This window comes from Stenotrophomonas sp. S4 (assembly GCF_054187805.2).
This window is the reverse complement of record NZ_CM196188.1, coordinates 3,964,162-3,987,372: the sequence shown is the minus strand read 5'-3', so window position 1 is coordinate 3,987,372 and position 23,211 is coordinate 3,964,162. Positions and strand designations below refer to the sequence as shown.

General features: G+C 68.1%; 22 protein-coding genes. 9 read left to right on the top strand and 13 right to left on the bottom strand.

Going from position 1 to position 23,211, the window contains the following annotated elements; all coding sequences use genetic code 11:
* Positions 1-11 precede the first annotated feature (11 nt).
* The gene (locus tag ACUZUJ_RS18535; RefSeq protein WP_458220803.1) at positions 12-482 is read right to left on the bottom strand and encodes a hypothetical protein; all 471 of its coding nucleotides are present in this window, start codon (positions 480-482) and stop codon (positions 12-14) included.
* A 5-nt stretch (positions 483-487) separates the two neighbouring features.
* Entirely contained in the window at positions 488-934 is a 447-nt protein-coding gene (locus ACUZUJ_RS18530; protein ID WP_432592912.1) for a universal stress protein, read from the bottom strand.
* A 141-nt stretch (positions 935-1,075) separates the two neighbouring features.
* Between ACUZUJ_RS18530 and ACUZUJ_RS18525 the strand changes: the two genes are divergently transcribed.
* From ACUZUJ_RS18525 to ACUZUJ_RS18510, 4 genes are all read left to right on the top strand, one after another.
* Positions 1,076-1,993 carry a LysR family transcriptional regulator gene (locus ACUZUJ_RS18525; protein ID WP_101766060.1) on the top strand — a complete coding sequence of 306 codons (918 nt, stop codon included), beginning with the start codon at positions 1,076-1,078 and terminating at the stop codon, positions 1,991-1,993.
* A gap of 153 nt (positions 1,994-2,146) precedes the next feature.
* On the top strand, positions 2,147-3,676 hold the full coding sequence (locus ACUZUJ_RS18520) for an MFS transporter (RefSeq protein ID WP_101766059.1): 1,530 nt from the start codon (positions 2,147-2,149) through the stop codon (positions 3,674-3,676).
* Between the two features lie 21 nt (positions 3,677-3,697).
* Positions 3,698-4,780, top strand: coding sequence for an HlyD family secretion protein (locus tag ACUZUJ_RS18515; RefSeq protein WP_458220802.1), 1,083 nt, complete (start codon positions 3,698-3,700; stop codon positions 4,778-4,780).
* Positions 4,777-6,189 carry an efflux transporter outer membrane subunit gene (locus tag ACUZUJ_RS18510; RefSeq protein ID WP_458220801.1) on the top strand — a complete coding sequence of 471 codons (1,413 nt, stop codon included), beginning with the start codon at positions 4,777-4,779 and terminating at the stop codon, positions 6,187-6,189. The genes ACUZUJ_RS18515 and ACUZUJ_RS18510 overlap by 4 nt, the downstream gene beginning before the upstream one ends.
* An 89-nt stretch (positions 6,190-6,278) precedes the next feature.
* Here the strand turns inward: ACUZUJ_RS18510 and ACUZUJ_RS18505 are convergent, their stop codons facing one another.
* The 5 genes from ACUZUJ_RS18505 to ACUZUJ_RS18485 form a co-directional block, all read right to left on the bottom strand.
* Positions 6,279-6,617 (bottom strand): hypothetical protein, encoded by a 339-nt coding sequence (locus ACUZUJ_RS18505; protein ID WP_049442934.1) that lies wholly within the window; start codon positions 6,615-6,617, stop codon positions 6,279-6,281.
* 77 nt (positions 6,618-6,694) lie between these two features.
* Positions 6,695-7,636 (bottom strand): DegV family protein, encoded by a 942-nt coding sequence (locus tag ACUZUJ_RS18500; RefSeq protein ID WP_101766056.1) that lies wholly within the window; start codon positions 7,634-7,636, stop codon positions 6,695-6,697.
* A gap of 95 nt (positions 7,637-7,731) precedes the next feature.
* Complete coding sequence (locus ACUZUJ_RS18495) at positions 7,732-8,364, bottom strand: 2-hydroxychromene-2-carboxylate isomerase (protein ID WP_432592917.1); 633 nt, start codon at positions 8,362-8,364, stop codon at positions 7,732-7,734.
* 20 nt (positions 8,365-8,384) lie between these two features.
* A complete protein-coding gene (locus ACUZUJ_RS18490; RefSeq protein WP_458220800.1) occupies positions 8,385-9,647 on the bottom strand; it encodes an amidohydrolase family protein in 1,263 nt (420 codons plus the stop codon).
* On the bottom strand, positions 9,647-11,056 hold the full coding sequence (locus ACUZUJ_RS18485; protein WP_458220799.1) for an amidohydrolase: 1,410 nt from the start codon (positions 11,054-11,056) through the stop codon (positions 9,647-9,649). The genes ACUZUJ_RS18490 and ACUZUJ_RS18485 overlap by 1 nt, the downstream gene beginning before the upstream one ends.
* A 158-nt stretch (positions 11,057-11,214) precedes the next feature.
* Between ACUZUJ_RS18485 and ACUZUJ_RS18480 the strand changes: the two genes are divergently transcribed.
* Both ACUZUJ_RS18480 and ACUZUJ_RS18475 read left to right on the top strand, forming a co-directional pair.
* The gene (locus tag ACUZUJ_RS18480) at positions 11,215-11,991 is read left to right on the top strand and encodes an AMP nucleosidase (protein WP_005414446.1); all 777 of its coding nucleotides are present in this window, start codon (positions 11,215-11,217) and stop codon (positions 11,989-11,991) included.
* A gap of 43 nt (positions 11,992-12,034) precedes the next feature.
* Positions 12,035-12,574 carry a DUF924 family protein gene (locus ACUZUJ_RS18475; protein ID WP_049442892.1) on the top strand — a complete coding sequence of 180 codons (540 nt, stop codon included), beginning with the start codon at positions 12,035-12,037 and terminating at the stop codon, positions 12,572-12,574.
* 74 nt (positions 12,575-12,648) lie between these two features.
* Here ACUZUJ_RS18475 and grxD read toward each other — a convergent pair whose 3' ends face one another.
* On the bottom strand, positions 12,649-13,575 hold the full coding sequence (gene grxD / locus ACUZUJ_RS18470) for a Grx4 family monothiol glutaredoxin (RefSeq protein ID WP_458220798.1): 927 nt from the start codon (positions 13,573-13,575) through the stop codon (positions 12,649-12,651).
* 59 nt (positions 13,576-13,634) lie between these two features.
* On the opposite strand from grxD, the gene ACUZUJ_RS18465 reads away from it, so the two are divergent.
* Entirely contained in the window at positions 13,635-14,414 is a 780-nt protein-coding gene (locus tag ACUZUJ_RS18465) for a polysaccharide deacetylase family protein (RefSeq protein ID WP_458220797.1), read from the top strand.
* Between the two features lie 44 nt (positions 14,415-14,458).
* Here ACUZUJ_RS18465 and ACUZUJ_RS18460 read toward each other — a convergent pair whose 3' ends face one another.
* The 3 genes from ACUZUJ_RS18460 to ACUZUJ_RS18450 are packed head-to-tail and all read right to left on the bottom strand — an operon-like array spanning position 14,459 to position 17,078.
* Positions 14,459-15,178, bottom strand: a complete 720-nt coding sequence (locus tag ACUZUJ_RS18460) for a class I SAM-dependent methyltransferase (RefSeq protein WP_458220796.1) — start codon at positions 15,176-15,178, stop codon at positions 14,459-14,461.
* Between the two features lie 4 nt (positions 15,179-15,182).
* Entirely contained in the window at positions 15,183-15,800 is a 618-nt protein-coding gene (locus ACUZUJ_RS18455) for an SGNH/GDSL hydrolase family protein (RefSeq protein WP_458220795.1), read from the bottom strand.
* 3 nt (positions 15,801-15,803) lie between these two features.
* On the bottom strand, positions 15,804-17,078 hold the full coding sequence (locus ACUZUJ_RS18450) for a pyridoxal phosphate-dependent aminotransferase (RefSeq protein WP_432592924.1): 1,275 nt from the start codon (positions 17,076-17,078) through the stop codon (positions 15,804-15,806).
* 114 nt (positions 17,079-17,192) lie between these two features.
* Here ACUZUJ_RS18450 and rsgA point away from each other — a divergent pair, with 114 nt between their 5' ends.
* Together rsgA and ACUZUJ_RS18440 are read left to right on the top strand one after the other, a co-directional pair.
* Entirely contained in the window at positions 17,193-18,302 is a 1,110-nt protein-coding gene (gene rsgA / locus ACUZUJ_RS18445) for a ribosome small subunit-dependent GTPase A (protein ID WP_119006768.1), read from the top strand.
* A gap of 220 nt (positions 18,303-18,522) precedes the next feature.
* Positions 18,523-19,776, top strand: coding sequence for a flavohemoglobin expression-modulating QEGLA motif protein (locus ACUZUJ_RS18440; protein ID WP_049442898.1), 1,254 nt, complete (start codon positions 18,523-18,525; stop codon positions 19,774-19,776).
* A gap of 438 nt (positions 19,777-20,214) precedes the next feature.
* Here the strand turns inward: ACUZUJ_RS18440 and ACUZUJ_RS18435 are convergent, their stop codons facing one another.
* Together ACUZUJ_RS18435 and ACUZUJ_RS18430 are read right to left on the bottom strand one after the other, a co-directional pair.
* Positions 20,215-22,512, bottom strand: coding sequence for a TonB-dependent receptor (locus ACUZUJ_RS18435; protein WP_101766051.1), 2,298 nt, complete (start codon positions 22,510-22,512; stop codon positions 20,215-20,217).
* A gap of 160 nt (positions 22,513-22,672) precedes the next feature.
* Positions 22,673-23,197, bottom strand: a complete 525-nt coding sequence (locus tag ACUZUJ_RS18430; RefSeq protein WP_135966809.1) for a hypothetical protein — start codon at positions 23,195-23,197, stop codon at positions 22,673-22,675.
* Between the last annotated feature and the right edge of the window lie 14 nt (positions 23,198-23,211).

Sequence of the window (23,211 nt, the reverse complement as noted above, 5' to 3'; positions counted from 1 at the left end):
CAGCGGTTGGCTCATCGCTGTCGCACCCAGCCGCCGGGATCGAGCAGCCTCAACCCGACCGGTGACAACGAGCGCTGCCGCAGCGGCAGGCTTGCCGCCTGCACGGCGCTGGCGCAGCGGGCCAGCTGTTGGCGCAGCGCTGCCAGCGGTTGATCCTCGCGAGGCCGTGCATGCCGCCATTGCGCGATGCGCAGCAGGCAGACCAGCAGGTCCAGTTCGCTGGCGGCAATGAACGGCGAGCCGGCCGGCAGCAGGTCGATGGGGGCGGCGGGCGTGGTCAGCAGCGGCAGCAGGCCGATGAAGGCGTCGCAGCCCGCCGCATCGAGCCCGAGCGCGCTCAGCTGGGCGAGGCCGTCAGGCTGCAGATCGGGATCGCGCAGCTGGCGGATCGCGCTCAGCAGTGCCTGTTCGCCGCGGCCGAACTGGCGGCCGAAGGCGCGGTAGCTGACCCGGGTAGGAAACAACGGGGAACGTGGGGCCATGGGGGCTAGAGGTGTGGGTCGCGGGTTTCCACCAGCACGGGGCAGGGCGCGTGGTCGATGGTCCATTGCCCGATCGAGGGTTCGAACAGGCGTTCCAGGCGGGACAGGTGGCGATGGCCGATGACGATCAGGTCGCACTTCAGGCGCCGCGCCTGTTGGCTGATCACTTCGCCGGGGTCGCCGGTGGGAATCTGTGCGATTGCATCGACGCCGCGCTCGCGCAGCTCGGCCAGCGCCTGGGCCAGCACCGCCTCGGCCTGCGAGCGCTGCCGCGCGGCTTCCGGATACTCGATGCGGTCGGCTTCGCTGGCATCGGCGGCCAGCGCGAATTCGGGATCGAGCACGCACAGCAGGTGCAGGCGACTACGCGGGCCGGCGATGGCCGCGGCGAGGTCCAGCACACGCGCGTGCTGGGGGCCGCCGTCCAGGGCGACCAGCAGGGTATTGAACATGGATGTCTCCTTGGCAGGCCGGGGATGGTCGCCGATGTCGCCGCGCGCACCCATGCCGTGCGCGGCAGTCAATGAGTGCGTATAACGCAATCCATGGTGGTTACACGTGCCGTAGAGTCATCTGATTTACTGGAGACTGTCATGCCCCTGCCGGACCTGAACCTGTTGCTGGCACTGGACGTGCTGATCGACGAATGCAGCGTGGCCGCCGCCGCACGGCGGATGAACCTGAGCGCGCCGGCGATGAGCCGTACCTTGGGCCGGATCCGCGTGGCGCTGGGCGACCCGGTGCTGGTGCGTGCCGGTCGCGGGTTGGCACCGACGCCGCGCGCCCTGCAGCTGCGCGAACAGGTGCGCGACGTCATCGAACAGGCCCACCGTGTTTTCCATGCGGGCCGCGAGATCGACGTGGGTACCCTGGAGCGCACCTTCAACGTGCGTGCCAACGATGTCTTCATCGGTGGCTTTGGCGGTCGCCTGCGCGAGATATTCCGCCAGCAGGCGCCGCGCGCGGTACTGCGCTTCGTGCCCGAAGGCGATACCGATGACGATGCGATGGCGCAGGGCCGGATCGATCTGTACATCAGCACCGCCGGCAAGCACGCACCCGACACCAAGGTGCAGAACCTGTTCAGTACCTCGTTCATGGGCGCCGCGCGTGAGGACCATCCGCTGTTCGATGAGGAGATCAGCGCCGAGCGCTTTGCCGCCTGCGACCATATTGCGGTGTCGCGGCGGGGGTTGCCACGCGGACCGATCGATGACGACCTGGCCACGCTCGGCCTGCAGCGGCGGGTGGCGCTGATCAGCCCGACCTTCCACGGTGCGATCTTCGCGGCGGCCGAATCGGACCTGATCCTGCCGCAGATGCCGAGCGTGATGCTGGAGCGCATCGTCAGCATGCGCCTGCCGCTGCGGCTGTTCCCGCTGCCGATCCCGGTGCGCACCGCCGCCATCGTCCAGGCCTGGCACCCGCGGCTGGACAACGATGCTGCGCACCAGTGGCTGCGCCGCTCGATCAAGACCATGTGCGAGCGCGTCGAGGACACCTACCGCTGATACCTGCAGGCGTGCGCCCGACGCACGCCTGGGATGCCGGTGGCACCATTTTTCGCAGGGTACCGGCTCCCTAGACTGCGCTCCCCGGAGTTTCACTGAGCGCATTCCAATGACCCCCAACATGCCGTGCCCTGCACGGATCGGTGCCCGGCGATGAGCATGCCGGCCGCCGCTGTCCCAGCCGCCGCAGCGCCCCGTCCTGCCGCCGCCCCCGGGCTCGACCGCCGCATTCTGGTCGGCCTGTGTGGCGTGCTGCTGGCGGTGCTGGTGTCGGGCTTCAACGAGAACGTCACCAAGGTCGCCCTGGCCGACATCCGCGGTGCGATGGGTTTCAGCGTCGATGACGGCAGCTGGATCGTCGCCCTCTACAGCGCGATGTCGGTCAGCGCGATGGCGTTCGCGCCGTGGTGCGCCGCCACCTTCTCGCTGCGCCGCTTCGCGCTGGTGATGATCGGTGGCTTCATGGTGCTGGGCGTGCTCTGCCCGCTTGCCCCCAACCTGCAGGTGTTCCTGCTGCTGCGCGCGCTGCAGGGCCTGTGCGGTGGTGCGCTGCCGCCGCTGCTGATGAGCGTGGCGCTGCGCTTCCTGCCGCCGGGCATCAAGCTGTATGGCCTGGCCGGCTACGCGCTGACGGCGACGTTCGGCCCGAGCATGGGCACGCCGCTGGCCGCGTTCTGGGTCGAGCAGGTGGGCTGGCACTGGGCGTTCTGGCAGATCGTGCCGTACTGCCTGGCCGCGATGGCGATGGTCAGCTGGGGCCTGCCGCAGGACCCGCTGCGGCTGGAACGGTTTGCCCAGTTCGATGGCGTCGGCCTGCTGCTGGGCCTGCCCGCGCTGGTGCTGCTGGTGCTGGGCCTGGTGCAGGGCCCGCGGCTGAACTGGTTCGACTCGCCGATGATCGCGCTGATGATCGGTGGCGGTGCCGGACTGATGGTGCTGTTCATGATCAATGAATGGTTCCACCCGCTGCCGTTCTTCAAGCTGCAGCTGCTGGCCAACCGCAACCTCAGCTATTCGCTGGTGACGCTGGGCGGCGTGCTGTTCGTGCTGCTGGCGGTGATCTCGATCCCGTCCGGCTTCCTGGCCAGCGTGCAGGGCTACCGGCCGCTGCAGACCGCGCCGATGCTGCTGTGGGTGGCGTTGCCGCAGGTGATCGCGCTGCCGCTGGTGGCGGCGTTGTTGAACATCCGCGCGGTGGACTGCCGCTGGGTGCAGGCCACCGGTCTGGCGATGCTGGCGCTGGCCTGCTGGCTGGGCTCACACCTGGATGTGGCCTGGATCCGCGACAACTTCCTGTGGGTGCAGTTGCTGCAGGTGTTCGCCCAGCCGATGGCGGTGCTGCCGTTGCTGATGCTGGCGACCAACGGCCTGCCGCCGCAGGACGGCCCGTTTGCCTCGGCGTGGTTCAACACGGTCAAGGGCTTCGCTGCCGTGCTCGCCAGTGGCGTGCTGGATGCCGTCGCCCAGGGCCGCCGTCATTTTCATTCCACCGTGCTGGTCGACCGCCTCGGCGAGCAGCCGTGGCTGGCCGAGGGCCCGCAGCTGGGCGCGCGCCTGCATGCACAGGTGCAGGCGCTGACTTCATCCGACCTGTACTGGATGGTCGCGCTGGTGGCGCTGGCCTTCATTCCCCTCATTGCCTGGATGCCCACCCGCATCCATCCGCCACGTGCCGTGGCCTGAACCTTTCGCAGGAATTCCCTCATGACGATCAATCGAACCACTCTCAACACCGGGCTGGGGCTGGGCGTGCTGGCGCTGGCCATCGGCGCCTGGCTGCTGTTGCGCGATGGCAGCCACCAGAGCACCAACAATGCGTACGTGGTGGCCGACTACACGCTGGTGGCGCCGAAGATTCCTGGCTTCGTCAGTGCCGTGGAAGTAGAGGACAACCAGTCGGTGAAGGCCGGCGACGTGCTCGCCCGCATCGACGACCGCGACTATCAGGTCGCCCTGCAGGCAGCCCGCGCCGACCTCGCCAATGCCCGTGCACAGCTGGCCAACGCACAGGCTGCACTGGCCCAGCAGGACTCGCTGATCGAGCAGGCCAGGGCCAGTGTCGATGTCAGCCGGTCCGAACTGACCCTGGCCAGCGCCGACCAGCAGCGCTACCGCGAACTGGCCCGCGACGGCGCCGGCACCGTACAGAACGCGCAGCAGGCGCAATCGAAGCAGGCCGTGGCCAGTGCCCATCTGCAGCAGGGCCAGGCCGCACTGTCGACCGCACGCCAGCGCACCGACATCCTGACCGCCGGCGTGCAGGCCGCGCAGGCGGCGGTGCAGCGCGCAGAAGCGGCGCAGGCACGCGCCGAACTGGATCTGTCGCACACCGTGCTGCGCGCGCCGATCGATGGCATGGTCGGTCGTCGTGCAGTGCGCGTGGGTGCCTACCTGACCCCGGGGACGCCGGTGGCTGCGGTGGTGCCGCTGAAGCGCGCCTTCGTGGTCGCCAACTTCCAGGAAACGCAGATGACCCGCATGCAGGCCGGCCAGCAGGTCGAACTGAAGGTGGACGTGTTCCCGGGCACGCCGCTGCGCGGGCACATCGACAGCATCGCGCCGGCCACCGGCGTCACCTTTGCAGCCGTCGCGCCGGAAAACGCCACCGGCAACTTCACCAAGGTGGTGCAGCGTATTCCGGTGAAGATCGTGCTGGAGCCGGGCCAGCCGCTGCTGGACCAGCTGCGTGCCGGCATGTCGGTGGAAGCCAGCGTTGACCTGGGCAGCCGCGCACGCGCACAGAGCGTGCAGCACGGACCGGGCCACAAGGGCGGGGAGGGCGCATGAGCGCCGCCACCGTGTTCCGCACCATCGTTGCGGCCACCCTGTGCACGGCCCTGGCTGCCTGCACGATGGGTCCGGACTTCGTACGCCCGCAGGCGGAGCTGCCCGGCCACTGGCAGGGTGAGGCTGTCGCCGGCAACGCCATCGATCGGGACGCCGCATGGTGGGCCGGCTTCGACGACCCGCTGCTGGGACAGCTTGCCAGCCAGGTGCTGGAGGCCAACCTGGACCTGCAGCTGGCGGCCAACCGCGTGCAGCAGAGCCGCGCCGCGCGTGGCATCAGCGCGGCCGATCGCCTGCCCAGTGTCAGTGCAAGTGCCAGTGGCGTGCGTGCACGCAACAGCGAAGTGGGCCTGAACGATCCGTCCGGCAACGGTGGCCGTGACGACTACGGGCTGTTCCAGGCCGGCATTGGCCTGAGCTGGGAACTGGATCTGTGGGGCCGCGTGCGCCGCCAGGTGGAAGCGGCCGATGCACGCGTGCAGATGGCCGAGGAAGATGCACACGCGGTGCGCATCGCGCTGCTGGCGGAAACCGCGCGAGATTACCTGCAGCTGCGCGCGACCCGGCAGCTGCGGGCGATCACCGAGGACAACCTCAGCATCGCGCATGACATCAAGCGCCTGACCGAGGCGCGCCAGCGCCAGGGCGTGGCCAGCACGCTGCAGGTGTCCAGCGCATCAGCGCAGGTGGCATCGCTGCAGGCGCGCATCGCGCCGCTGCGGCATCGTGAATCGCAGCTGCGCAATGCACTGGCGTTCCTGCTGGCACAGCCGCCGCAGGCGCTGGACGCGCAGCTGCAGGATGTACGCCGTGACTGGCCGTCGTTGCCGGCCTTGGCGGTGGGCGTGCCCAGCGAACTGGCCGAGCGTCGCCCGGATATCCGTCGTGCCGAAGCGGCACTGCATGCGGCAACGGCCGGCATCGGCGTGGCCAAGGCCAGTTTCCTGCCGCGCATCACCTTGAATGGCGACGCTGGTTTCCAGGCCAAGCAGCTGGATGATCTGGACGGTTGGAACGCACATCGCTTCAGCATCGGGCCGTCGATCAGCCTGCCGATCTTCCAGGGTGGCCGGTTGAAGGCCAATCTGGCGCTGAGCCGGCTGCAGCAGCAACAATCGGCGCTGCAGTTCCGCCGCACCGTGCTGCAGGCGTGGCATGAAGTGGACGACGCCATCGATGGCTACGCAGCGGAGCAGCAGCGCACCGTGCAGCTGCACGTGGCGGTGGACGAGAGCGAGACCGCACTGGGTGCCGCGCGCCGGCAATACCAGGCCGGTGTGGTCGACATGCTGGATGTGCTGAGTACCCAGCGCATTGCGCTGGACAACCAGGCCGCGCTGGCCAACAGCCAGGCCACGGCCGCGATCGCACGGGTGGAGCTGTACCGCGCGCTGGGCGGCGGCTGGTAGGGAATCGTTGGGGTAGTGCCGGCCGCTGGCCGGCACCTTGATGGCTGCTGCAGTTGCCGGCCAGCGGCCGGCACTACCAGGGCCTGGCCTCAACGCACGTCGCGCAGTTCCCAGTGGTGGCCGGCCAGCAGGCGCAGGCGCTGCTTGAACACGTCACTGTCGATGCGGGTGATGGCGACCAGGTTGATGCGCAGGTCCTTCTGCTCGCCGGTCACGATGGCATCCGGGTCGGTCACGCCCCACTGCGGTTCCACCGCATCCGGGTCGGGCTGCTTGGCCTTCCAGCGCTCGAACAGCGTGCCGCTGCGCAGGGCGTCCTGCAGCTCCTCGGCGAAACCGGCGGCGCCCTGCGAATGGAAGGACAGGTCGGGGTCGTTGCCGCGGGCCTTGGACGGGTCGGGCAGGCTGATGTGGTACTGCGCAGGCATGGAGTTCTCCTTGAAGTGCGGCAAGGCTGGCACAACTGCGGTGGAATCGATGTGCAGATTCCGGCCGTGGCCAGCGCTCATTCGAACCGATGCGGCCCATCGGCAAAGCCCACGGTGACCGCGCCCTTGCCGACGTTGACCATGCCGGTCAGGCTCATCACCGATTCGTACACGGTCACGCCGTGGCCGGCGCAGACCTCCTTCATCTGTGCATAGCCGGGCAGGGTACGCAGCTCGTCCAGTTCGCCGCCGTAGCTGACGCACACCGTCGGCGTCATCAGCCCGGCACGCACGCGCTGGCTGACCACCGCGAACAGCTTCTGCACGGCGCTGTCGAAACCCTTGATCTTGGCCACCGGCCCGGTCTCGCCCCGGTAGCCGTGCAGCACCGGCTTGATGTCCAGCGCGCTGCCCAGCGCCGCGCTGAGCAGGCCGACACTGCGGTCACCCTTGTGCCGAGCGCGTGCGCGCATGTAGTACAGGTCGCGGGTGATCATGTAGCCGTGCACGTTGCCGGCCAGTTCTTCCAGCCGTTCGCGGATCTGCTGCACGCTGGCGCCGCTGTCACGCAGGCGCACCGCCTCCACCGCGGTCACGGCCTGCGCGGCGAACAGGTTCTGGGTATCGAGCACGCGCAGCGCGAATGGCGAGTTGTAGCCCGCTGCCTGCCGCACCGGTTTGTAATCATTGAGGATGGCGAAGCTGGCCTGCAGCGCATTGTCGTGGATGGGGCTGCGGGTCTTGGTGATGGTCATGCAGAACACGTGGTCGTAATCGATCACCAGCTGCTGCAGGAACAGGTCGCGGATCTGGTTGACGCTGAAGGGGATGGTCTCCGCTTCAGCGCCATGTTCGGCCACATGCGCGTGCAGGAAGCTCAGGGTGGCCTGCTCATCGCGATGATCGGCCAGCACGGCTTCACCGATCCGTACGGTGATCGGCAGCAGCACGATGTTGTGCTCGGCAATGAAGTCCTGCGGCAGGTCGCAGGCCGAGTCGACGACGATTCCGATGCGCATCCGCGGCTCCCCCTCCAGGGCGGTTGTAGGTTCGGAAACGTGAAATCTATCTCAAATCCTGGCGTGGCGCGCGAGGGAAACGCGCCACGCCCTGTTCAGCGACTGCGCTGCACCGCTACCGGCAGGCTGGCCAGGCGCTGCCATTCGGGTTGCTGCAGCAGGCCTGGATCGGCCAGCACCGCCGCCATCAGCGGGTGGGCGTCGTTGCCCCAGAACAGTTCGTCATCGATGGCCAGGGTCGGCACGCCGAACACGCCGGCAGCAATGGCGGCCTCGGTGTTGCGCCGCAGCTGCTCCTTGACCGCCGGGTCGGCGATGGCGCTGGCGACATCCTCGATCCCCAGTCGCGCAGCTGGTTCGCGCAGGGCCTCGGCGCTGTCGGCGGCATTGCCGTCGCGCCAGATCCAGTCGAACAGCACGTCCACCGCCTGCACGCTGCCACCCGCGGCCAGGCAGAGGCGCAGGGCGGACAACGGATTGAACGGGTGGCCCGGCGGGAACCGCAGCGGTGTGCCCTCGGCCTGCGCAGTCCACTGCAGCTGGCGGTAGATGAAGCGGCGCTTGGCCGGAATCTCGGCCGGCCCGAGGTTGCCCAGGTGGTGCAGCACGGCACCGAAGGCAATCGGCACGGTCTGGATCCGGGCAAACTGTGGCAACCGCTTCAGCTTCTGCCAGTGCAGGTAGGAATAGGGCGAGACGAAGTCGAAGTACCAGCGCAGCGTGGCCATTGGCGGTTCCTTGCAAGAGGTCAGGGCTGCGCGTTGCGCAGCAGGTAGCGGTCCCGCAGTTCGGTCTGGCGCGAGCGCATCGGCATCGCCCGGCCGCCCAGCCAGACCTGTTCGGCATAGTGCGCCACGTCGAGCGGGTCACCTTCCCACAGCACCAGGTCGGCGCGCTTGCCCGGTTCGATGCTGCCGATCTGGTCGCCCACGCCGAACGCCTGCGCCGGCACCCGGGTCAGGCCGGCCAGGCCGTCGGCCCAGGGCAGGCCATTGGCCACGGCATTGCCCGCCAGCTGGCGCATCTTGCGTGCATTGTGCGAGGCGTCGCCACGCTGCACGAACGAGATGGCCACGCCGGAACGTTGCAGGCGTGCCGCGTTTTCCAGCGTTGCACCGATCTGGTCGAAGCTGGCTGGCAGGTTGGACAGCACGTCGACGAACACCGGCACCTGCGCGGCTGCCAGCTCCGGCGCCAGCTGCCAGGCTTCGCTGCCACCGGCAATGGCGATCTTCACCTTCTCGCGGGCGGCCCAGCGCAGCAGCTGGCGGATGTCCGCCGCGCGGTCCACCTCCACCACGATGCGGCCCTGGCCTGCCAGGTAGCGGCTCAGCGTGCGGCGCCCGGCCGGCGTCAGCAGTGCATGCGGTGAGTCTGCGGCGACCTGGCCGCGCGCCTCGTCCACCATCTGCTGCAGCAGCATCCATTGCGCCGCACGCGAATGCCCGGTCAGCTCCACTGCGGCCGACCCCAGGCGCAGGAACAGCGCGCGCGGCCCGAGTGGATCGGCGCTGCCGTCCAGCCGCATCACACCGCCCTGGCCTGCAACGAAGCCGCCACCGGTGGCCGCCCCCAGGGCGGTGAAGCCGATGCCGTCCAGGCGTGCCACCGGGATCAGCACCGAGGCCGGGTTGTAGGCCAGGGTGACATCGAATTCGGGGCGCAACGGTTGTTCGCCGATCTTCAACGTGCTGTCGACCGTACTCGCTTCGCCGGAGACTTCTTCGATGCCGATCTCGGTGATGCCGCCGAACAGCGCCGGTGTCAGCGGGCGACCATCGGCCTCGACCACGCTGGCCCCGGCCGGTGCGGACAGCCCGCTGCCGACTGCGCGGATGATGCCGCCCTGCACCAGCACATCGGTGTGCTGCAGGCTGCCGCGCGCGCCGGCGGTATGCACGGTGGCGTTGCGCACCAGCAGGTCCTGCGCCTGTGCGGATGCGGAGATGCAGGCCAGCACCATGAGCGTAGCGCCAAGCCATGCCCGGCGACGCTTGTTCAACGCGCCCATCAGTGCACCTCCTGGCCAAGCTGGAAATCGGAACGTGGTGTCGCCGCCGGTGCGCGGCGGTCGTACAACCTGCGGCCATCGATGAAGACCTGCTCGGCCAGTGCGTAGGAACTGAAGGGGTTGCCATTCCACAGCACCACATCGGCCATCTTTCCGGCCTCCAGGGTGCCGGTCTGGCCTTCAATGCCCAGCGCCTTGGCGGCGTTGGCGGTCATCCAGGTGATGGCGTGTTCGGGGGGGATCTCCGGCATGTGCGCGCGGCGCGCGGCGGCGATCACCTTGGCCGCTTCCTGGTTCAGGCGCTGGATGCCTTCGGGTGAATCGGAATGGACGATGGCACAGCTGTTCTTCGGCCGGTCGACCAGTGCGATGTTCTCCGGGATGCCGTCGAAGGCTTCCATCTTGAAGCCCCACCAGTCAGCCCACAGCGCACCGCAGACGCCGTCGGCGGCCAGCCGGTCGGCCAGCTTGTAGGCCTCCACGCCGTGGTGGAAGGCGGCCACCTTGAAGCCGAATTCCTTGGCCAGGTCGAGCATGGTGGCCATCTCGTCGGCACGGTAGCAGTGGATATGCACGCGGATGTCGCCTTCGATCGCGCCGGCCAGCGTGTCCAGCTTGAGATCGCGCTTGCCGCCGGCATCACCGGCGCTGTCGCCCTTGTCGCTGCCGAACCAGCCCGTGCGCTTGGCCGGCTTGGGTTTGTTCTTGGCGATGTAGTCGGCGGCATCGATGAAGGCGGCGCGATAGCCGGCGACGTTGCCCATCCGCGTGGCCGGGGCGACGCCCTTGCCTTCGCCGTAGACCCGTTTCGGGTTTTCGCCGCAGGCCATCTTCAGCCCCCACGGAGCACCCGGGAATTTCATCGCCTGGTAGGTGATGGCCGGTACGTTCTTCAGGGTCACGCCACGGCCACCGACCAGGTTGGCCGAGCCCGGCAGCACCTGCATGCTGGTCACGCCGCCGGCCAATGCGGTGGCGAAGCCCGGGTCCTGCGGCCACACCGAGTGCTCGGCCCAGACGTTGGCGGTGACCGGTGCGGTCATCTCGTTGCCGTCGCTGTGCGCGCCGACGCCCGGGCTGGGGTACACGCCCAGGTGCGAATGCACGTCGATCAGGCCCGGGGTGACCCACTTGCCCTGCGCATCGATGCGGGTGACGCCGGCATCGGCCTGCAGCTGGCGGCCCACGGCGACGATGCGGCCCTCGCGCAGCAGCACGTCGGCGTTGTCCAGGCGCTGGCCGGTGCCGGTCAGCACGGTGGCGTTCTGGATCAGTACCGGCGCATCGGGATGGGCCTGGTAGGTACTGGGGTAGGGATCAGCCACGAAGCGCGAGGCGCCTACTGCGGGCGCGGTGCTCAATGAAAGCAGCGCCAGTGTTACTCCGGCGCGCAACAACGTCGATGCCATGCAGTTCCCCTCGCAGCGTAGTCCAGCCGCCGACGCTAGCCGGACGGCGGCGTGCTTGCCAAGTGACCTTCTTCACACGCGTGCCGGCAATGCCTCGACGGGGCCGCCCGGCTGGCTGAAAATAGCCGGTCCCCACGCCGTACACCGGACCACCGCCCATGAAGAGCAAGCAGGAAATCGTCGACAACTGGCTGCCGCGCTACACCGGCGTGCCCCTCGACCAGTTCGGCCAGCACATCCTGCTGACCAACTTCGGGGGCTACCTGCATACCTTTTCCGAGCTGACCGGCGCCCCCGTCATCGGCCTGGACCGGCCGATGGCCAGTGCCACCATCGACGGCATCACCATGATCAACTTCGGCATGGGCAGCCCCAATGCCGCGATCATCATGGACCTGCTGTCGGCGGTGATGCCCAAGGCGGTGCTGTTCCTGGGCAAGTGTGGTGGCCTGAAGCGCAAGAACCAGCTGGGTGACCTGGTGCTGCCGATCGCGGCGATCCGCGGCGAGGGCACCTCGGGCGACTACCTGCCGCCGGAAGTGCCGGCCTTGCCGGCGTTCGCGCTGCAGCGTGCGGTCTCGACCATGATCCGCGACCTCGGCCACGACTATTGGACCGGCACCGTCTACACCACCAACCGCCGGGTCTGGGAGCACGACGAGGCGTTCAAGGAGCGGCTGCGGGCGATGCGCTGCATGGCCATCGACATGGAAACCGCCACCGTGTTCGCCGCCGGCTTCGCCAACCACATCCCCAGCGGTGCGCTGCTGCTGGTGTCGGACCAGCCGATGATCCCCGACGGGGTCAAGACCGAGGCCTCCGATGCCAAGGTCAGCTCCCAGTTCGTGGAAAACCATATCCAGATCGGTATCGAGGCGCTTAAGCTTATCCGGCGCAACGGCAAGTCGGTCCGCCACCTGCGCTTCGACGAATGATGATGATGGCCTGGCGCGGCGCGCCGGCCCTGGGGAGTAGGTGATGGACGTTGCCGCGCAAGTGGTGGAATTCTGGAAGGAGGCGGGCCCTGCGAAGTGGTTCGCCCGCGACGATGCGTTCGACGCGCAGTTCCGCCAGTTGTTCCTGGATGAGCATTTCGCAGCCGCTTCGCGCGCGCGCGAACACTGGCTGGCCAGTGCCGAGGGCGCACTGGCGCTGATGCTGCTGCTGGACCAGTTCCCGCGCAACTGCTTCCGCGGTAGCGCCCATTCCTATGCCACCGACGGCCTGGCCCGGCACTACGCCATGCGCGCCATCGAGGAAGGCCTGGACCTGCAGCTGGTACCCAAGCTGCGCGCCTTCATCTACCTGCCGTTCGAGCACTCCGAGGATCCGCTGGACCAGGACCGCTCGGTAGCGATGTTCGATGTGCTGGGCGACAAGGAATACCTGCAGTACGCCGAGCTGCACCGCGACATCATCCGCCGCTTCGGTCGCTTCCCGCACCGTAACGCCGTGCTGGGCCGCATTCCTTCGCCGGAAGAGCTGGACTACCTGGCCGAAGGCGGGTTTGCGGGGTAGATCCACGCCGTGCGTGGATGCAAAAAAAACGCCGGCGTTCGCCGGCGTTTTTCGCAGGTTTCAACCGCTGCCGATCAGTACTTCGGCACGCCGTTGTCGACGTCTTCCGACCAGGCGTTGATGCCGCCGGTGACGTTGAACACCTTGGTGAAGCCCAGGGCGCGGAACTGCTCGGCGGCCTGCGCGCTGCGGCCACCGTGGTGGCACATGAAGGCCAGCGCGGTGTCCTTGGGCAGGGCTTCCAGCGCGGCGCGGCCGGTGCCGTCAAAGGTCTTGAACGGCACGCCCACGGCGGCGATTTCACGCTCGTCGGCCGGGCGCACGTCCACCAGGGTGATGTTGCCGGCACGCACCAGGTCGTCGGCATCACGCACGCTGATTTCCTGCACCGGCTTGGGCGCATTCGGGTTGTCGATGGCCAGGCCCTTGCCGCGGATGTCGTCCACCCAGTCGATGGTGATGCCGTTGGCGCGACGGGCGCTGGCCAGGTCGAACTGCACGCGCAGGCCGTTGGACTCGGCGGCGATGGCGCCTTCGTCGTGCGGGGCCAGCTGGAAGTTCGGCTGGAAACCGGCGTCGATGGACAGCTGCAGGGCCGCGCCCGGGGCATCGGCCAGCGCGCCCTTGAGCATTTCCACGGCTGCCGGGGTGATGGTGATGCTCGGCGGGGTACGGTCCGGCGCGGCCAGGCCCAGCACGCTGCTCAGCTCGCCGCTGGCCGCCATCTGCAGCACGATGTCGCTGCCGCCGACCAGTTCGCCGTCGATGTACAGCTGCGGGATGGTCGGCCAGTCGCCATAGGCCTTGATGCCTTCACGGATTTCCTGGTCGGCCAGCACGTTGACGTGGGCGAACTCGACGCCGAGGTCCTGCAGGGCGCCCACGGCCTTGGCCGAGAAACCACACTGCGGCATCGACGGCTGGCCCTTCATGAACAGCACGACGCGGTTGGCGTTGAGGATGGATTCGATGCGCGAACGCAGGGCGGGATCGAGGGACATGGACGTCGGGGTTCCGGGAATTCGAATCATCAATTCTAACCCTCATGGCATCATGGGGGATGAGCAACGCAGGAACATTGCATCGCATCCCGACCCGGCCCTGGCGCTGGCTGCCCTGGCTGGTGGCGTCGCAGCTGGCCGTGATCCTGGCCTGGGCGTTGGCCGGCTGGCACTGGGGGCTGCCGCTGATGGTGGCCAGCCACGCACTGTTCATGGTGCCGGTGTTCCTGCCCAACAGCCGCTTCTACGCGCCGGTGCTGAGCCGGATGCCGGAGGCCGGGGACAGCGTCTGGTTGACCATCGATGACGGTCCTGGCCCGGAAACCCGTGCCGTGCTCGACCTGCTGGACCGCCACCAGGCCCGTGCCACCTTCTTCCTGGTGGGCGAGCGCGCGCTGGCGCAGCCGGAACTGGTGCAGGAGATCCTGCGCCGCGGCCACGACCTGGGCAACCACAGCCACAGCCATCCGCAGGCGCGCTTCTGGCGGCTGGGCCCGGCGGCGATGCGCGCCGAGATCGAGGGCTGCCAGCATGCCCTGCAGGCAGTAAGCGGCCGCCCGGTGCGCTGGTACCGTTCGGTGGTGGGCATGACCAATCCGTTCGTGGCACCGGTGCTGCAGCGGCTGGGCCTGGTCCGGGTCGGTTGGAGCGCGCGCGGCTTCGACGGTATCGGCTGCACGGCGCAGGGCGTGCTCGACCGCCTGCTGCCGGACCTGCGCCCGGGCGCCATCGTGCTGCTGCATGAGGGGGCCGCCCACGGCCACAACCTGGCGATCATCGAGCACGTGCTGCAGGCGCTGGACGAGCGCGGCCTGAAGGCGCAGCTGCCGGCGCTGTAACTCTGGGTTCTGGTCGCTTGGGGCAGACGAGCATGGGCTCGGCTCTACAGCACAGGGCGTTCGGCCACCAGCAACCAGCTGTTGAACGGGGTGCGCCCATGCAGCGGCCGGGGCGCCGTCACCTGCAATCCGGCCTCGATCAATGTCGCCTGCAGCACCTGCGGGTCGGGGTAATGACGCGGCCGCGTGCCCATCCAGCCGACCAGCCAGGCCAGCCGGTCGGCCACCCGGGTGGTGCGGTCGCGGCCATCGCCGGTGGCCAGTGGCGTGCGCAGCAGCAGGCGGCCGCCGGGAGCGACCCGTGCACTGGCTGCGCGCAGCAGTGCCTGCTGTGGGCCCGCATCCAGGTACTGCAGTACATCCAGCAGCAGCACGTGCCCGACCTGCGCCGGCAGCGGTGCCTGCACGTCCAGGCAGTCGAAGCGCACATCGTGCAGGCCGGTGGCGGCACGCTGGGCGCGGGTGATCTTGCCGGCATCCACGTCCACGCCCAGGTAGCGCTGGGTACTGCCGCGCTGGCGCAGCACATGGGCGAACAGGCCCAGCCCGCAGCCCAGGTCCAGCAGTGGATGCCCGTCGTCGGGCAGATGCTGCAGCACGCCGTCGTACAACGGGTCGCTGCCGAGTTTGCCGCGGGTGTAGTAGTAGTCGCGGCGGCTGCCCCAGGCCTGTACCGGGCGGAACGCCTCGGCGATCGCGCGGGCCTGCGCGGCGCTCAGGGGTGTGCAGGGCAGGGGCGTGCCGTTCCGTGGCGTGCCATCCATCGCCTCAGTCCGTTCCGCCGAGCAGGTGTGCGGCGACCGGCAGCGCGCGCGCGCTCCACAGTGCGTACATCCGCGCCGACGGGTGCAGGCCGTCCTCGGCGATCATCGCCGGGTCGTCACCGTGGTCACGGCTGATGTCGGTGATGTCGACGAAGGCCACGCCCTGCTGGGTGCTGATCACCTCGGCAGCCGCATTGAATTCGTCGGTTTCGATCTCGATGGTGGCCAGGTCGCGGCCACTGCCCGTGCCAAACGGGGTCGCGCCCCAGTCGGGGAAGGACAACACCAGCACCCGCCCGGGTCGGCCGCCGGCGAAGCCGATCGCCCGCTGCAGCAGGGCCTGGAACTGGATGCGGTACTCGTCCAGCGGACGGCCGCGGTACTGGTTGTTGACGCCGATCAGCAGGCTGACGAAATCGAACGGGCCCTGTGGTGCGGCCGCATCGATGCCGGCGTCCAGCTCGTCGGTGGTCCAGCCGGTGGTGGCGATGGTCTGCGGGTCGGCCAGCGCCACCTCCTGCGCACGCAGTGCGGCGGCCAGCTGGTGCGGCCAGCGGCCTTCGACTGCAACCGCTTCACCGATGGTGTACGAGTCGCCCAGCGCCAGGTAGGACAGCGCCACGGCTCAGGCCACCGAACGGCGTGGCTTCAGCGGCACGACCTTGGTGGCGTCCTCGGCACGGCGGGCCAGCACGCGGTCGATGCGGGCGAACACATCGCGCATCACCGAGGCTTCCGGCAGCAGGGTCACGCGGAAATGATGGCGGTAGGGCACGTTGAAGCTGGAACCCGGTACCACCAGCACGCCTTCGTTGTTCATCAGGTCCAGCGCGAAGTTGTGGTCGTCGAAGCCCTTGGCGGCGGCACCGACCACGGCCGGGAACGCGTACAGCGCACCGGCCGGCGCAACCAGCGACAGGTGCTCGCTGGCTTCGCAGGCTTCGATCACCGCGCGGCGGGTTTCATACAGGCGGCCACCCGGGGTGCACAGCTCGGAGATGGTGTCCGGGCCATTCACTGCGGCCTCGATGGCGTACTGGCCCGGCACGTTGGCGCACAGGCGCAGCGCGCCGAGCAGGTCCAGCGCGGCGCGGAAGTCGCCCAGGCGCGCGTCGTCGCCGCTGAGGTGGGCCCAGCCCACGCGCCAGCCGCAGGCACGGTGCACCTTGCTCAGGCCGCTGAAGGTCAGGCACGGGTGGTCGCCGGCCAGCGGCGCGACCGGCTGGAACACCGCATCGTCGTACAGGATCTGGTCGTAGATCTCATCGACCAGCAGCAGCAGGTTGTGGCGGCGCGCGATCTCGACCACGCGCTCGAGCAGTTCACGCGGGTAGCTGGCGCCGCTGGGGTTGTTCGGGTTGATCAGCACGATGGCGCGGGTGCGCGAGGACACCAGCGTCTCGATCTCGCTCGGGTCCGGCTGGAAGCCGTTCTCGGCAGCGCAGCGGTAGTACACCGGGCGGCCATCATTGAGGATGGTCGAGGCCGACCACAGCGGGTAGTCCGGCGAGGGCACCAGGACTTCGTCGCCCGGGTTGAGCAGCGCGCGCAGCGACAGGTCGATCAGTTCGCTGACGCCGTTGCCGACGAACACACGGTCGGGATGCGCATCCGGTGCGCCACGGCGGGCGTAGTACGCCGCGATGGCTTCGCGTGCCACCGGCAGGCCCTGCTGGTGGGTGTACGGGTCGGTGCGGCCCATGTCGTCGGCGATCGCGCGCTGCAGGTGCTCGGGCGCGCGGAAACCGAAGTTGCCCGGGTTGCCGATGTTGAGCTTGATCAGCTTGCGGCCCTGCGCCTCCAGCTCCCGGGCTCGCCGCGCCAGTTCTCCGCGGATTTCGTAGCGCACTTCGGAAAGGCGCTCGCGGATGGCCAGGGGCTTGGGCGAGAGGGTGGACATGGGGGCTGGGCCGTCAAAAGGCATGGGGATTCCATCCTACCGGAATTGCTGCAGTGCATGGCAAGGGCTCCGGGCTTGTCATTGCTGGGCTGGCAGGGCGCCGGCGCAGGTAGAATGGCGGCGATGACCCAGACCCCCGATTTCATCGCCCTGCAGACCATCGGCTGGCCCTGGCCGGGCCCGGCGCAGCAGGCCGACTGGCAGGCCATGATGGCCGCGCACCCGCAGGCCCGCCCGGCGCGGGTGATCGAACAGCACCGCACCCACTACGTGGTGGCCGATGGCCCGGATGCGGCGATCAAGGCCGAGTCGTTGCCGGAATGGCAGCGCCCGCGCTTCCCCAGCCATGAGCGGCCGGCCGTGGGTGACTGGGTGCTGCTGGACGGCATCCGCATCGTCGCGCTGCTGCCGCGTCGCACCGCGATCAAGCGTGGCGCCGCCGGTGAGCACTACCACCAGCAGGTGATCGCGGCCAACATCGATACGGTGTTCATCGTCTGCGGCCTGGATGCCGACTTCAATCCGCGCCGCATCGAACGCTACCTCCTGCTGGTCGGCGGTGGCGGTGCCGAACCGGTGGTGGTGCTGACCAAGGCCGACCAGACCGAGTACAGCGAGGATGCGCTGGCGGTGCTGGAAGAGCTGGAGATGCAGGGCATCGCGCTGCATGCGATCAATGGCCTGGATGCCGGCAGCGTGGCGGTGCTGCAACCGTGGCTGGGCCCGGGCCGCACCGTGGTGCTGGTCGGTTCCTCCGGTGCCGGCAAGTCCACATTGACCAACACCCTGCTCGGCGAGCAGCGGATGAAGACCAACGCGGTGCGTGCCAATGATTCGCGCGGCCGCCACACCACCACCCATCGCGCGCTGATGCCGCTGCCGACCGGCGCCTGCCTGATCGACACCCCCGGCATGCGCGAGCTGAAGCCGACCGGCGAAGAAACGCTGTCCGAAGGTGGCTTCGCCGACATCGAAGCGCTGGCCGCACAGTGCCGTTTCAACGACTGCAAGCACCAGCAGGAACCGGGCTGTGCCGTACGTGCGGCGATCGAGGCGGGTGAGATCGAAGAAAGCCGGCTGCTGAACTACTTCAAACTGAAGGAAGAAGTGGCCGCCGCTGCCGCCAAGCTGGCAGTACGCCAGGCCGAGACCGCGCAGGAGCGCGGCGGCAAGAAGGGCAAGGGCCAGCAGTTCCGTCCGGCAGGCAAGCCGCGCCGGCGCTGACTCCGCGGTGCCGGAAACCTGTTCCTGGTGGGTGCCAACCTTGGTTGGCACGAATGGGTCCGAAGCCTGCCTTTGCCCGCTCATGGTAGGTGCCAACCTTGGTTGGCACGAATGTGTCCGAAGCCTGCCTTTGCCTGCTCATGGTAGGTGCCAACCAAGGCTGGCAGCTGCCCGATGCTCCGCCCGTCCCAAAGCAAGAGCAGAGCGCTATAGTCCGCGCATGGAACCGACCGCGACGCTGGACCGTGAGGTGGCCCACCATGCAGCGCTCGATGCGCGCCTGGTCGAGGCCGTGGGAGGCATCCGGCTGCTGGGTCTGACCAGTTGGCCGGCCACGCTGCAGGCACCGTTCCTGGACAGCGTGGCGCGCGGCCAGCCGGTGCTGCCAAAGGTGGATTACCCCCGGCTCGACTTCAGCGAAGAGCGCCGCGCGCTGGCCGCGATCGCTGCCGACTGCGACGACAGCCATCCACTCGGCCACTACGTGCGGCAGTCGGCGCAGAGCTGGGACCTGGCCGCGCAGCTGCTTGAGGGGCTGGGTACCGCCGCCGTCGATACCTGTTCGGTGCAGCTGTTCGGCGCGCCGGAGCAACCGCTGCCGGGCAATGGCCCGAGCACGCGCGAAGCGGCGCGCCACTTCATCCAGATCGCCGCCGAGCTGGACCACGAACTGCTGGCACCGGAAGAGCAGGTGCCGGTCTCGGCCATTGCGTTGCAGCTGCAGCTGCAGAACGATCTGGACGCCTTCTTCGAATCACGCATCATCCAGGTGCAGCTCGACCCGGAACTGGTGTCCAAGGCCGCTGCCGGCCCGACCCGCATCCGCCTGCGCACCAGTGCGCGCTTCAGCGCCTACGACCGCGCGCAGCTGTTCCACCATGAAGCGCTGGTGCATTCGCTGACCGCGTTGAACGGGCGCGAACAGCCGGTGCTGCCGAGCCTGGCATTGTCCTCGCCGCGGGTGACGGCAACCCAGGAAGGGTTGGCCACCTTCGCCGAGCAGATCACCGGCAGCATCGACATCGAACGCCTGAAGCGCATCAGCCTGCGTACCGAAGCGATTGCGATGGCACGCGAAGGCGCTGATTTCATCGAAGTGTTCCGCTATTTCTGCGATGCCGGGCAGAACACGGAAGAGAGCTTCGCCTCGGCACAGCGCGTGTTCCGCGGCGTGCCGCCGAGTGGCGGCCTGGCGTTCACCAAGGACACGGTGTACCTGCGCGGCCTGGTGTCGGTGCACACCTTCTTCCGCCACATGCTGGCCGAGGATCGCCTGCAGGTCTGCCGCTGGTTGTTCGCGGGCAAGATGAGCCTGACCGATGCGATCGCGTTCGCGCCGCTGTTCGAGGCGGGTGTACTGAAGCCACCGCGCTGGCTGCCGCACTGGGTGAGCCGGGCGAACGGCCTGGCCGGCATGCTGGCGTTCTCGCTGTTCGCCAACCGGATACGGATGGACCAGCTGGCGCCGGAATGAAATGCGTTGGCGGCTTGTGGCGTCTCGATTGATATCGGGGAGAGCGGGGGGCATGCGCTGGCCAGGACGCGCCGCAAGTACGTCCCTGTAGGCTCGGCCACGGCATCCATGCCGTGGACGGTCCTGGCCAGCGCAAGCCCCCCGCTCCAGACAATTTCCCGCGAGACGGCCAGCAATCCACCAGAGGGATTGCGCTTGAAGAGCTTGAAAAGCAAAGAGCCGGGCAATGCCCGGCTCTTTGCTTTTGCTCTTGCTTTTCATTGCCTCCGCGCCGGCGCGGGGAACTGTCCAGCGTGGGTAGGCAGGCCCATGCAGGACCGTGAGGCGCATGGATGCGCCGATCGAGCCCCCATGGATGGATTTACGGCGTGTCCTGCATGGGCCTGCCTACCCACGCCATGCAGGAACAATCAACGCGCCGCAGCGCCCGCTTTCGATTTAGAACTCCGCCGCCACCGTCATGAACAGCTGCCGCGGTGCACTCGCATGGATCGCATAGCGCGTGCCCTTCGGATCAGTCGGTGCGAACGAGCTCAGCTGGCCGGCGTAGCGCTTGTTGGTCAGGTTGGTCGCGTTCAACGACACCCGCACGTTGCGCAGGCCCAGGCCCGGGCCGAAGTCGTAGCCCGCACCGGCGTCGAAGGTGGTCACGCCCGGCACCGACTGGTCGTTGGTGTAGGTGTAGTAGCGCTTGCCGGTGTACTTCGCACGCAGGCTGGCGAAGAAGCCGTCGCGGTTCCAGCTGATTTCGCTGGAGGCCATGCGCTGCGGCGTATCCACCGTGATCTTGCCGGCCACCGGAACGATCGCGCCGCCCGAGGTGTAGTCATCCTCGTAGGTGGTCTTGTTCCAGGACAGCGCGTTGTACCACTGCAGGCCGTCGATCGGCTTGAAGATGAAGGTCAGTTCCGCACCGTAGCTCTTCACCGAACCGACGTTGATGAAGCGCGTCACGCACTCCGGACGCGTGCCGACTTCGATGCTCGAGCACGGGTTCAGCGACAGCAGGCGGTTGTCGAACTTCACGTTGTAGGCGGCGATCGAGGCCTGGTATTTCTCGCCGAAGGTACGGAAGCCGGCTTCCAGGCTCTTGGACTTCTCCGGTTCCAGCCCGGCGCTGGCCGCGAACGATTCCGGCGACACCTGCAGCGGGCCGCCGCTGCCACCGCCGACGAAGGCGGCGATGTTCTCGGCATACGAGGCGAACAGCTCGTTGTTGGCGTTGAGCTTGAAGCCCACGCCCACCTGCGGCAGCACCGATTCCTTGGCGGTCAGCGTGCCCGAGGCGATGCTGGTTTCTACGCCCGGCTTGGCAGTGGCGCGCATGCGGGTGTTGGGGCTCTTGATGCCCACGTCCACGGTCAGGCGCTGGTCCAGGAAGCGCATGCGGTCCTGCACGTAGAACTGGCGCGTGCGGATGTCGAAGTCCTGGTTGAACAGCAGGCGGTCCGGGTTCTTCAGGTACAGGTCGTCCAGGAACGGGCCACTGATGTAGTAGAAGTTGCGCGAGACGTTGTGGTCGTTCTGCTCGTACCACAGGCCGGCTTCCAGTTCGTGGATGCCCACCGTCCACGACAGCGCGGCGGTCAGGCCATCGCGGTTGATCGTGTAGTTGGTGCTGCGGATCGAGATCGGCAGCATCTTGTCGGTGCCCGGGTAGGACGGCTGGCCCGGTGCCCACCAGTGGCCCTGGCCACGGTTGTCGTGGTGGTAAGCCAGCAGCTTCAGGCGGCCCTGCTCGCCCAGGCGCAGGTCGGCATCCACCGAATACAGGTTGTCGTCACGCAGCGCGCGGCTCTGGTAGTACGCATCGTCGATGCTGTTGACGCCGCCGCTGAACGCGCAGCGTGCCTTGTTGTAGGTGCCCGGCGCGCAGTACGCGGCAGCGACGGCGCGATCCCAGTCCGGTGCGTAGATGTTCCAGTCATAGCCCAGGCCGCGGGCCAGCATGTCCTTGGACAGGTAGGCGTAGTTGGCCTGGCTGGCGCGCGAGGTGGCCACGAACGCACCGAAGCGGTGGTCGCCGACATTCCACACCGCCTTGGCGTTGAACTGGCGGGTGGTCTGGTTCTGGTACGGCGCGGCCCACATGTCCTGGTCCTGGTGCACGCCGGACACATAGGCCGAGAAGCCGTTGATGTCGCCGGTATCTACGCGCAGGTAGCCACGGCGCTGGTTGTTGTCGCCGACGGTGACGCTGGCGCGACCACCGAATTCGGTGGAGGGGTCCATCGAGAAGTACTGGATGGTGCCGCCCAGGTTGCTGGTCGAGGCCACGCCCAGTGAACCGATGCCCTGCGACAGCTCGGCACCGGCCAGGTTCTCGGCGATGATCGCGCGGGCGATGCTCAGGCCGTTGTAGTTGCCGTAGCTGTTGTCGCCCAGCGGGATGCCGTCCAGCGTGTAGCCGAGGCGGCTCTTGTCGAAGCCACGCAGGCTGATGGTCTGCGATTCCTCGTTGGCGCCGAAGGCATCGTTGGACTGCACCGACACGCCCGGCAGGCGATCGAGGATCTTCTGGCCGCTGGTGCCCGGCGGCAGCACCTGCTTGTCGACGGCGGTGATGCGCTGCACCTGGCGGGTCTCGCCCTGGCCGATCACGGAGACGGTATCCAGCGTCTGCGCGCTCAGCGCGGCCTCGGTGCTGGCGCCGGTATCGGCGGCGTTGGCGGCATGGGCGCTGGCGGCGGCGGAGAGCGCGATCGCCACGGCGATCGTCAGGTGTCGGGTCTGCATGGTGGTCCGTTGCATTGGGGGTGGTCACCGGCATGCGTGCGCGGTGCATGGCCACTATGCGAACGGAACATGAAACCTTCTTTACGAAAAACCAACGAACGGTGCAGGGCTGTGGTGCGTGTCCTGCAACATGTTCGTCATGGCGGTGTGCCGGTGGGAATCAGAAGCGCTCACCGGGCCAGCCGAATTTGAGCTGGTCCATGCAGTCACGATCATGTTCGGAGAATGAGAACCCGATCTGGATGCCGTTCACTACCGTGCCGAACACCGTCGACTCGTCCAGACTATGCCCGGACGGGACGGAAAGGACGTTGAAGTCGGGGTAGCGACGACCCATCTGCCTTCGCGAGATGCAGGCGCCGCCCAGCGACAGCGTGATGCCTTTGATGATTCGCCCCGACGCATCGGTGTAGATCTGGCCAGAAGGCCCCTTGATCCTCCCAGCGACCACGAATGGCGCCAGATCGATGGTGGCGCTGTCGCCCCGGCCCATTCTTGCTTCCGAACGCGAGCCGACCGGGACCAGAGGTGATAGCTGCGCGACAAGGTCAGAGCGTGACAGCTGCAAGGACCAGCGCTCCACCAGCCGCCATGTTGCATCCGCCTCATCCGCACTGGCAGCAGGTGGGGTGGCCGCCAGTGGCGGGGTGGCGACCACAAGAAGCGCAATCAGCAATGCACGCATGCCAACCTCCTTGA

Bases quoted from the DNA above. Each gene is read 5' to 3' on its own strand.
- rsgA (WP_119006768.1), top strand. From the start codon at position 17,193: ATGGCGGCGATGACCCAGACCCCCGATTTCATCGCCCTGCAGACCATC.
- grxD (WP_458220798.1), bottom strand. From the start codon at position 13,575: ATGTCCCTCGATCCCGCCCTGCGTTCGCGCATCGAATCCATCCTCAAC.
- ACUZUJ_RS18525 (WP_101766060.1), top strand. From the start codon at position 1,076: ATGCCCCTGCCGGACCTGAACCTGTTGCTGGCACTGGACGTGCTGATC.
- ACUZUJ_RS18500 (WP_101766056.1), bottom strand. From the start codon at position 7,636: ATGCGCATCGGAATCGTCGTCGACTCGGCCTGCGACCTGCCGCAGGAC.
- ACUZUJ_RS18435 (WP_101766051.1), bottom strand. From the start codon at position 22,512: ATGCAGACCCGACACCTGACGATCGCCGTGGCGATCGCGCTCTCCGCC.
- ACUZUJ_RS18520 (WP_101766059.1), top strand. From the start codon at position 2,147: ATGAGCATGCCGGCCGCCGCTGTCCCAGCCGCCGCAGCGCCCCGTCCT.
- ACUZUJ_RS18490 (WP_458220800.1), bottom strand. From the start codon at position 9,647: ATGGGCGCGTTGAACAAGCGTCGCCGGGCATGGCTTGGCGCTACGCTC.
- ACUZUJ_RS18460 (WP_458220796.1), bottom strand. From the start codon at position 15,178: ATGGATGGCACGCCACGGAACGGCACGCCCCTGCCCTGCACACCCCTG.
- ACUZUJ_RS18530 (WP_432592912.1), bottom strand. From the start codon at position 934: ATGTTCAATACCCTGCTGGTCGCCCTGGACGGCGGCCCCCAGCACGCG.
- ACUZUJ_RS18535 (WP_458220803.1), bottom strand. From the start codon at position 482: ATGGCCCCACGTTCCCCGTTGTTTCCTACCCGGGTCAGCTACCGCGCC.
- ACUZUJ_RS18450 (WP_432592924.1), bottom strand. From the start codon at position 17,078: ATGTCCACCCTCTCGCCCAAGCCCCTGGCCATCCGCGAGCGCCTTTCC.
- ACUZUJ_RS18505 (WP_049442934.1), bottom strand. From the start codon at position 6,617: ATGCCTGCGCAGTACCACATCAGCCTGCCCGACCCGTCCAAGGCCCGC.
- ACUZUJ_RS18440 (WP_049442898.1), top strand. From the start codon at position 18,523: ATGGAACCGACCGCGACGCTGGACCGTGAGGTGGCCCACCATGCAGCG.
- ACUZUJ_RS18515 (WP_458220802.1), top strand. From the start codon at position 3,698: ATGACGATCAATCGAACCACTCTCAACACCGGGCTGGGGCTGGGCGTG.
- ACUZUJ_RS18480 (WP_005414446.1), top strand. From the start codon at position 11,215: ATGAAGAGCAAGCAGGAAATCGTCGACAACTGGCTGCCGCGCTACACC.
- ACUZUJ_RS18485 (WP_458220799.1), bottom strand. From the start codon at position 11,056: ATGGCATCGACGTTGTTGCGCGCCGGAGTAACACTGGCGCTGCTTTCA.
- ACUZUJ_RS18475 (WP_049442892.1), top strand. From the start codon at position 12,035: ATGGACGTTGCCGCGCAAGTGGTGGAATTCTGGAAGGAGGCGGGCCCT.
- ACUZUJ_RS18495 (WP_432592917.1), bottom strand. From the start codon at position 8,364: ATGGCCACGCTGCGCTGGTACTTCGACTTCGTCTCGCCCTATTCCTAC.
- ACUZUJ_RS18510 (WP_458220801.1), top strand. From the start codon at position 4,777: ATGAGCGCCGCCACCGTGTTCCGCACCATCGTTGCGGCCACCCTGTGC.
- ACUZUJ_RS18430 (WP_135966809.1), bottom strand. From the start codon at position 23,197: ATGCGTGCATTGCTGATTGCGCTTCTTGTGGTCGCCACCCCGCCACTG.
- ACUZUJ_RS18465 (WP_458220797.1), top strand. From the start codon at position 13,635: ATGAGCAACGCAGGAACATTGCATCGCATCCCGACCCGGCCCTGGCGC.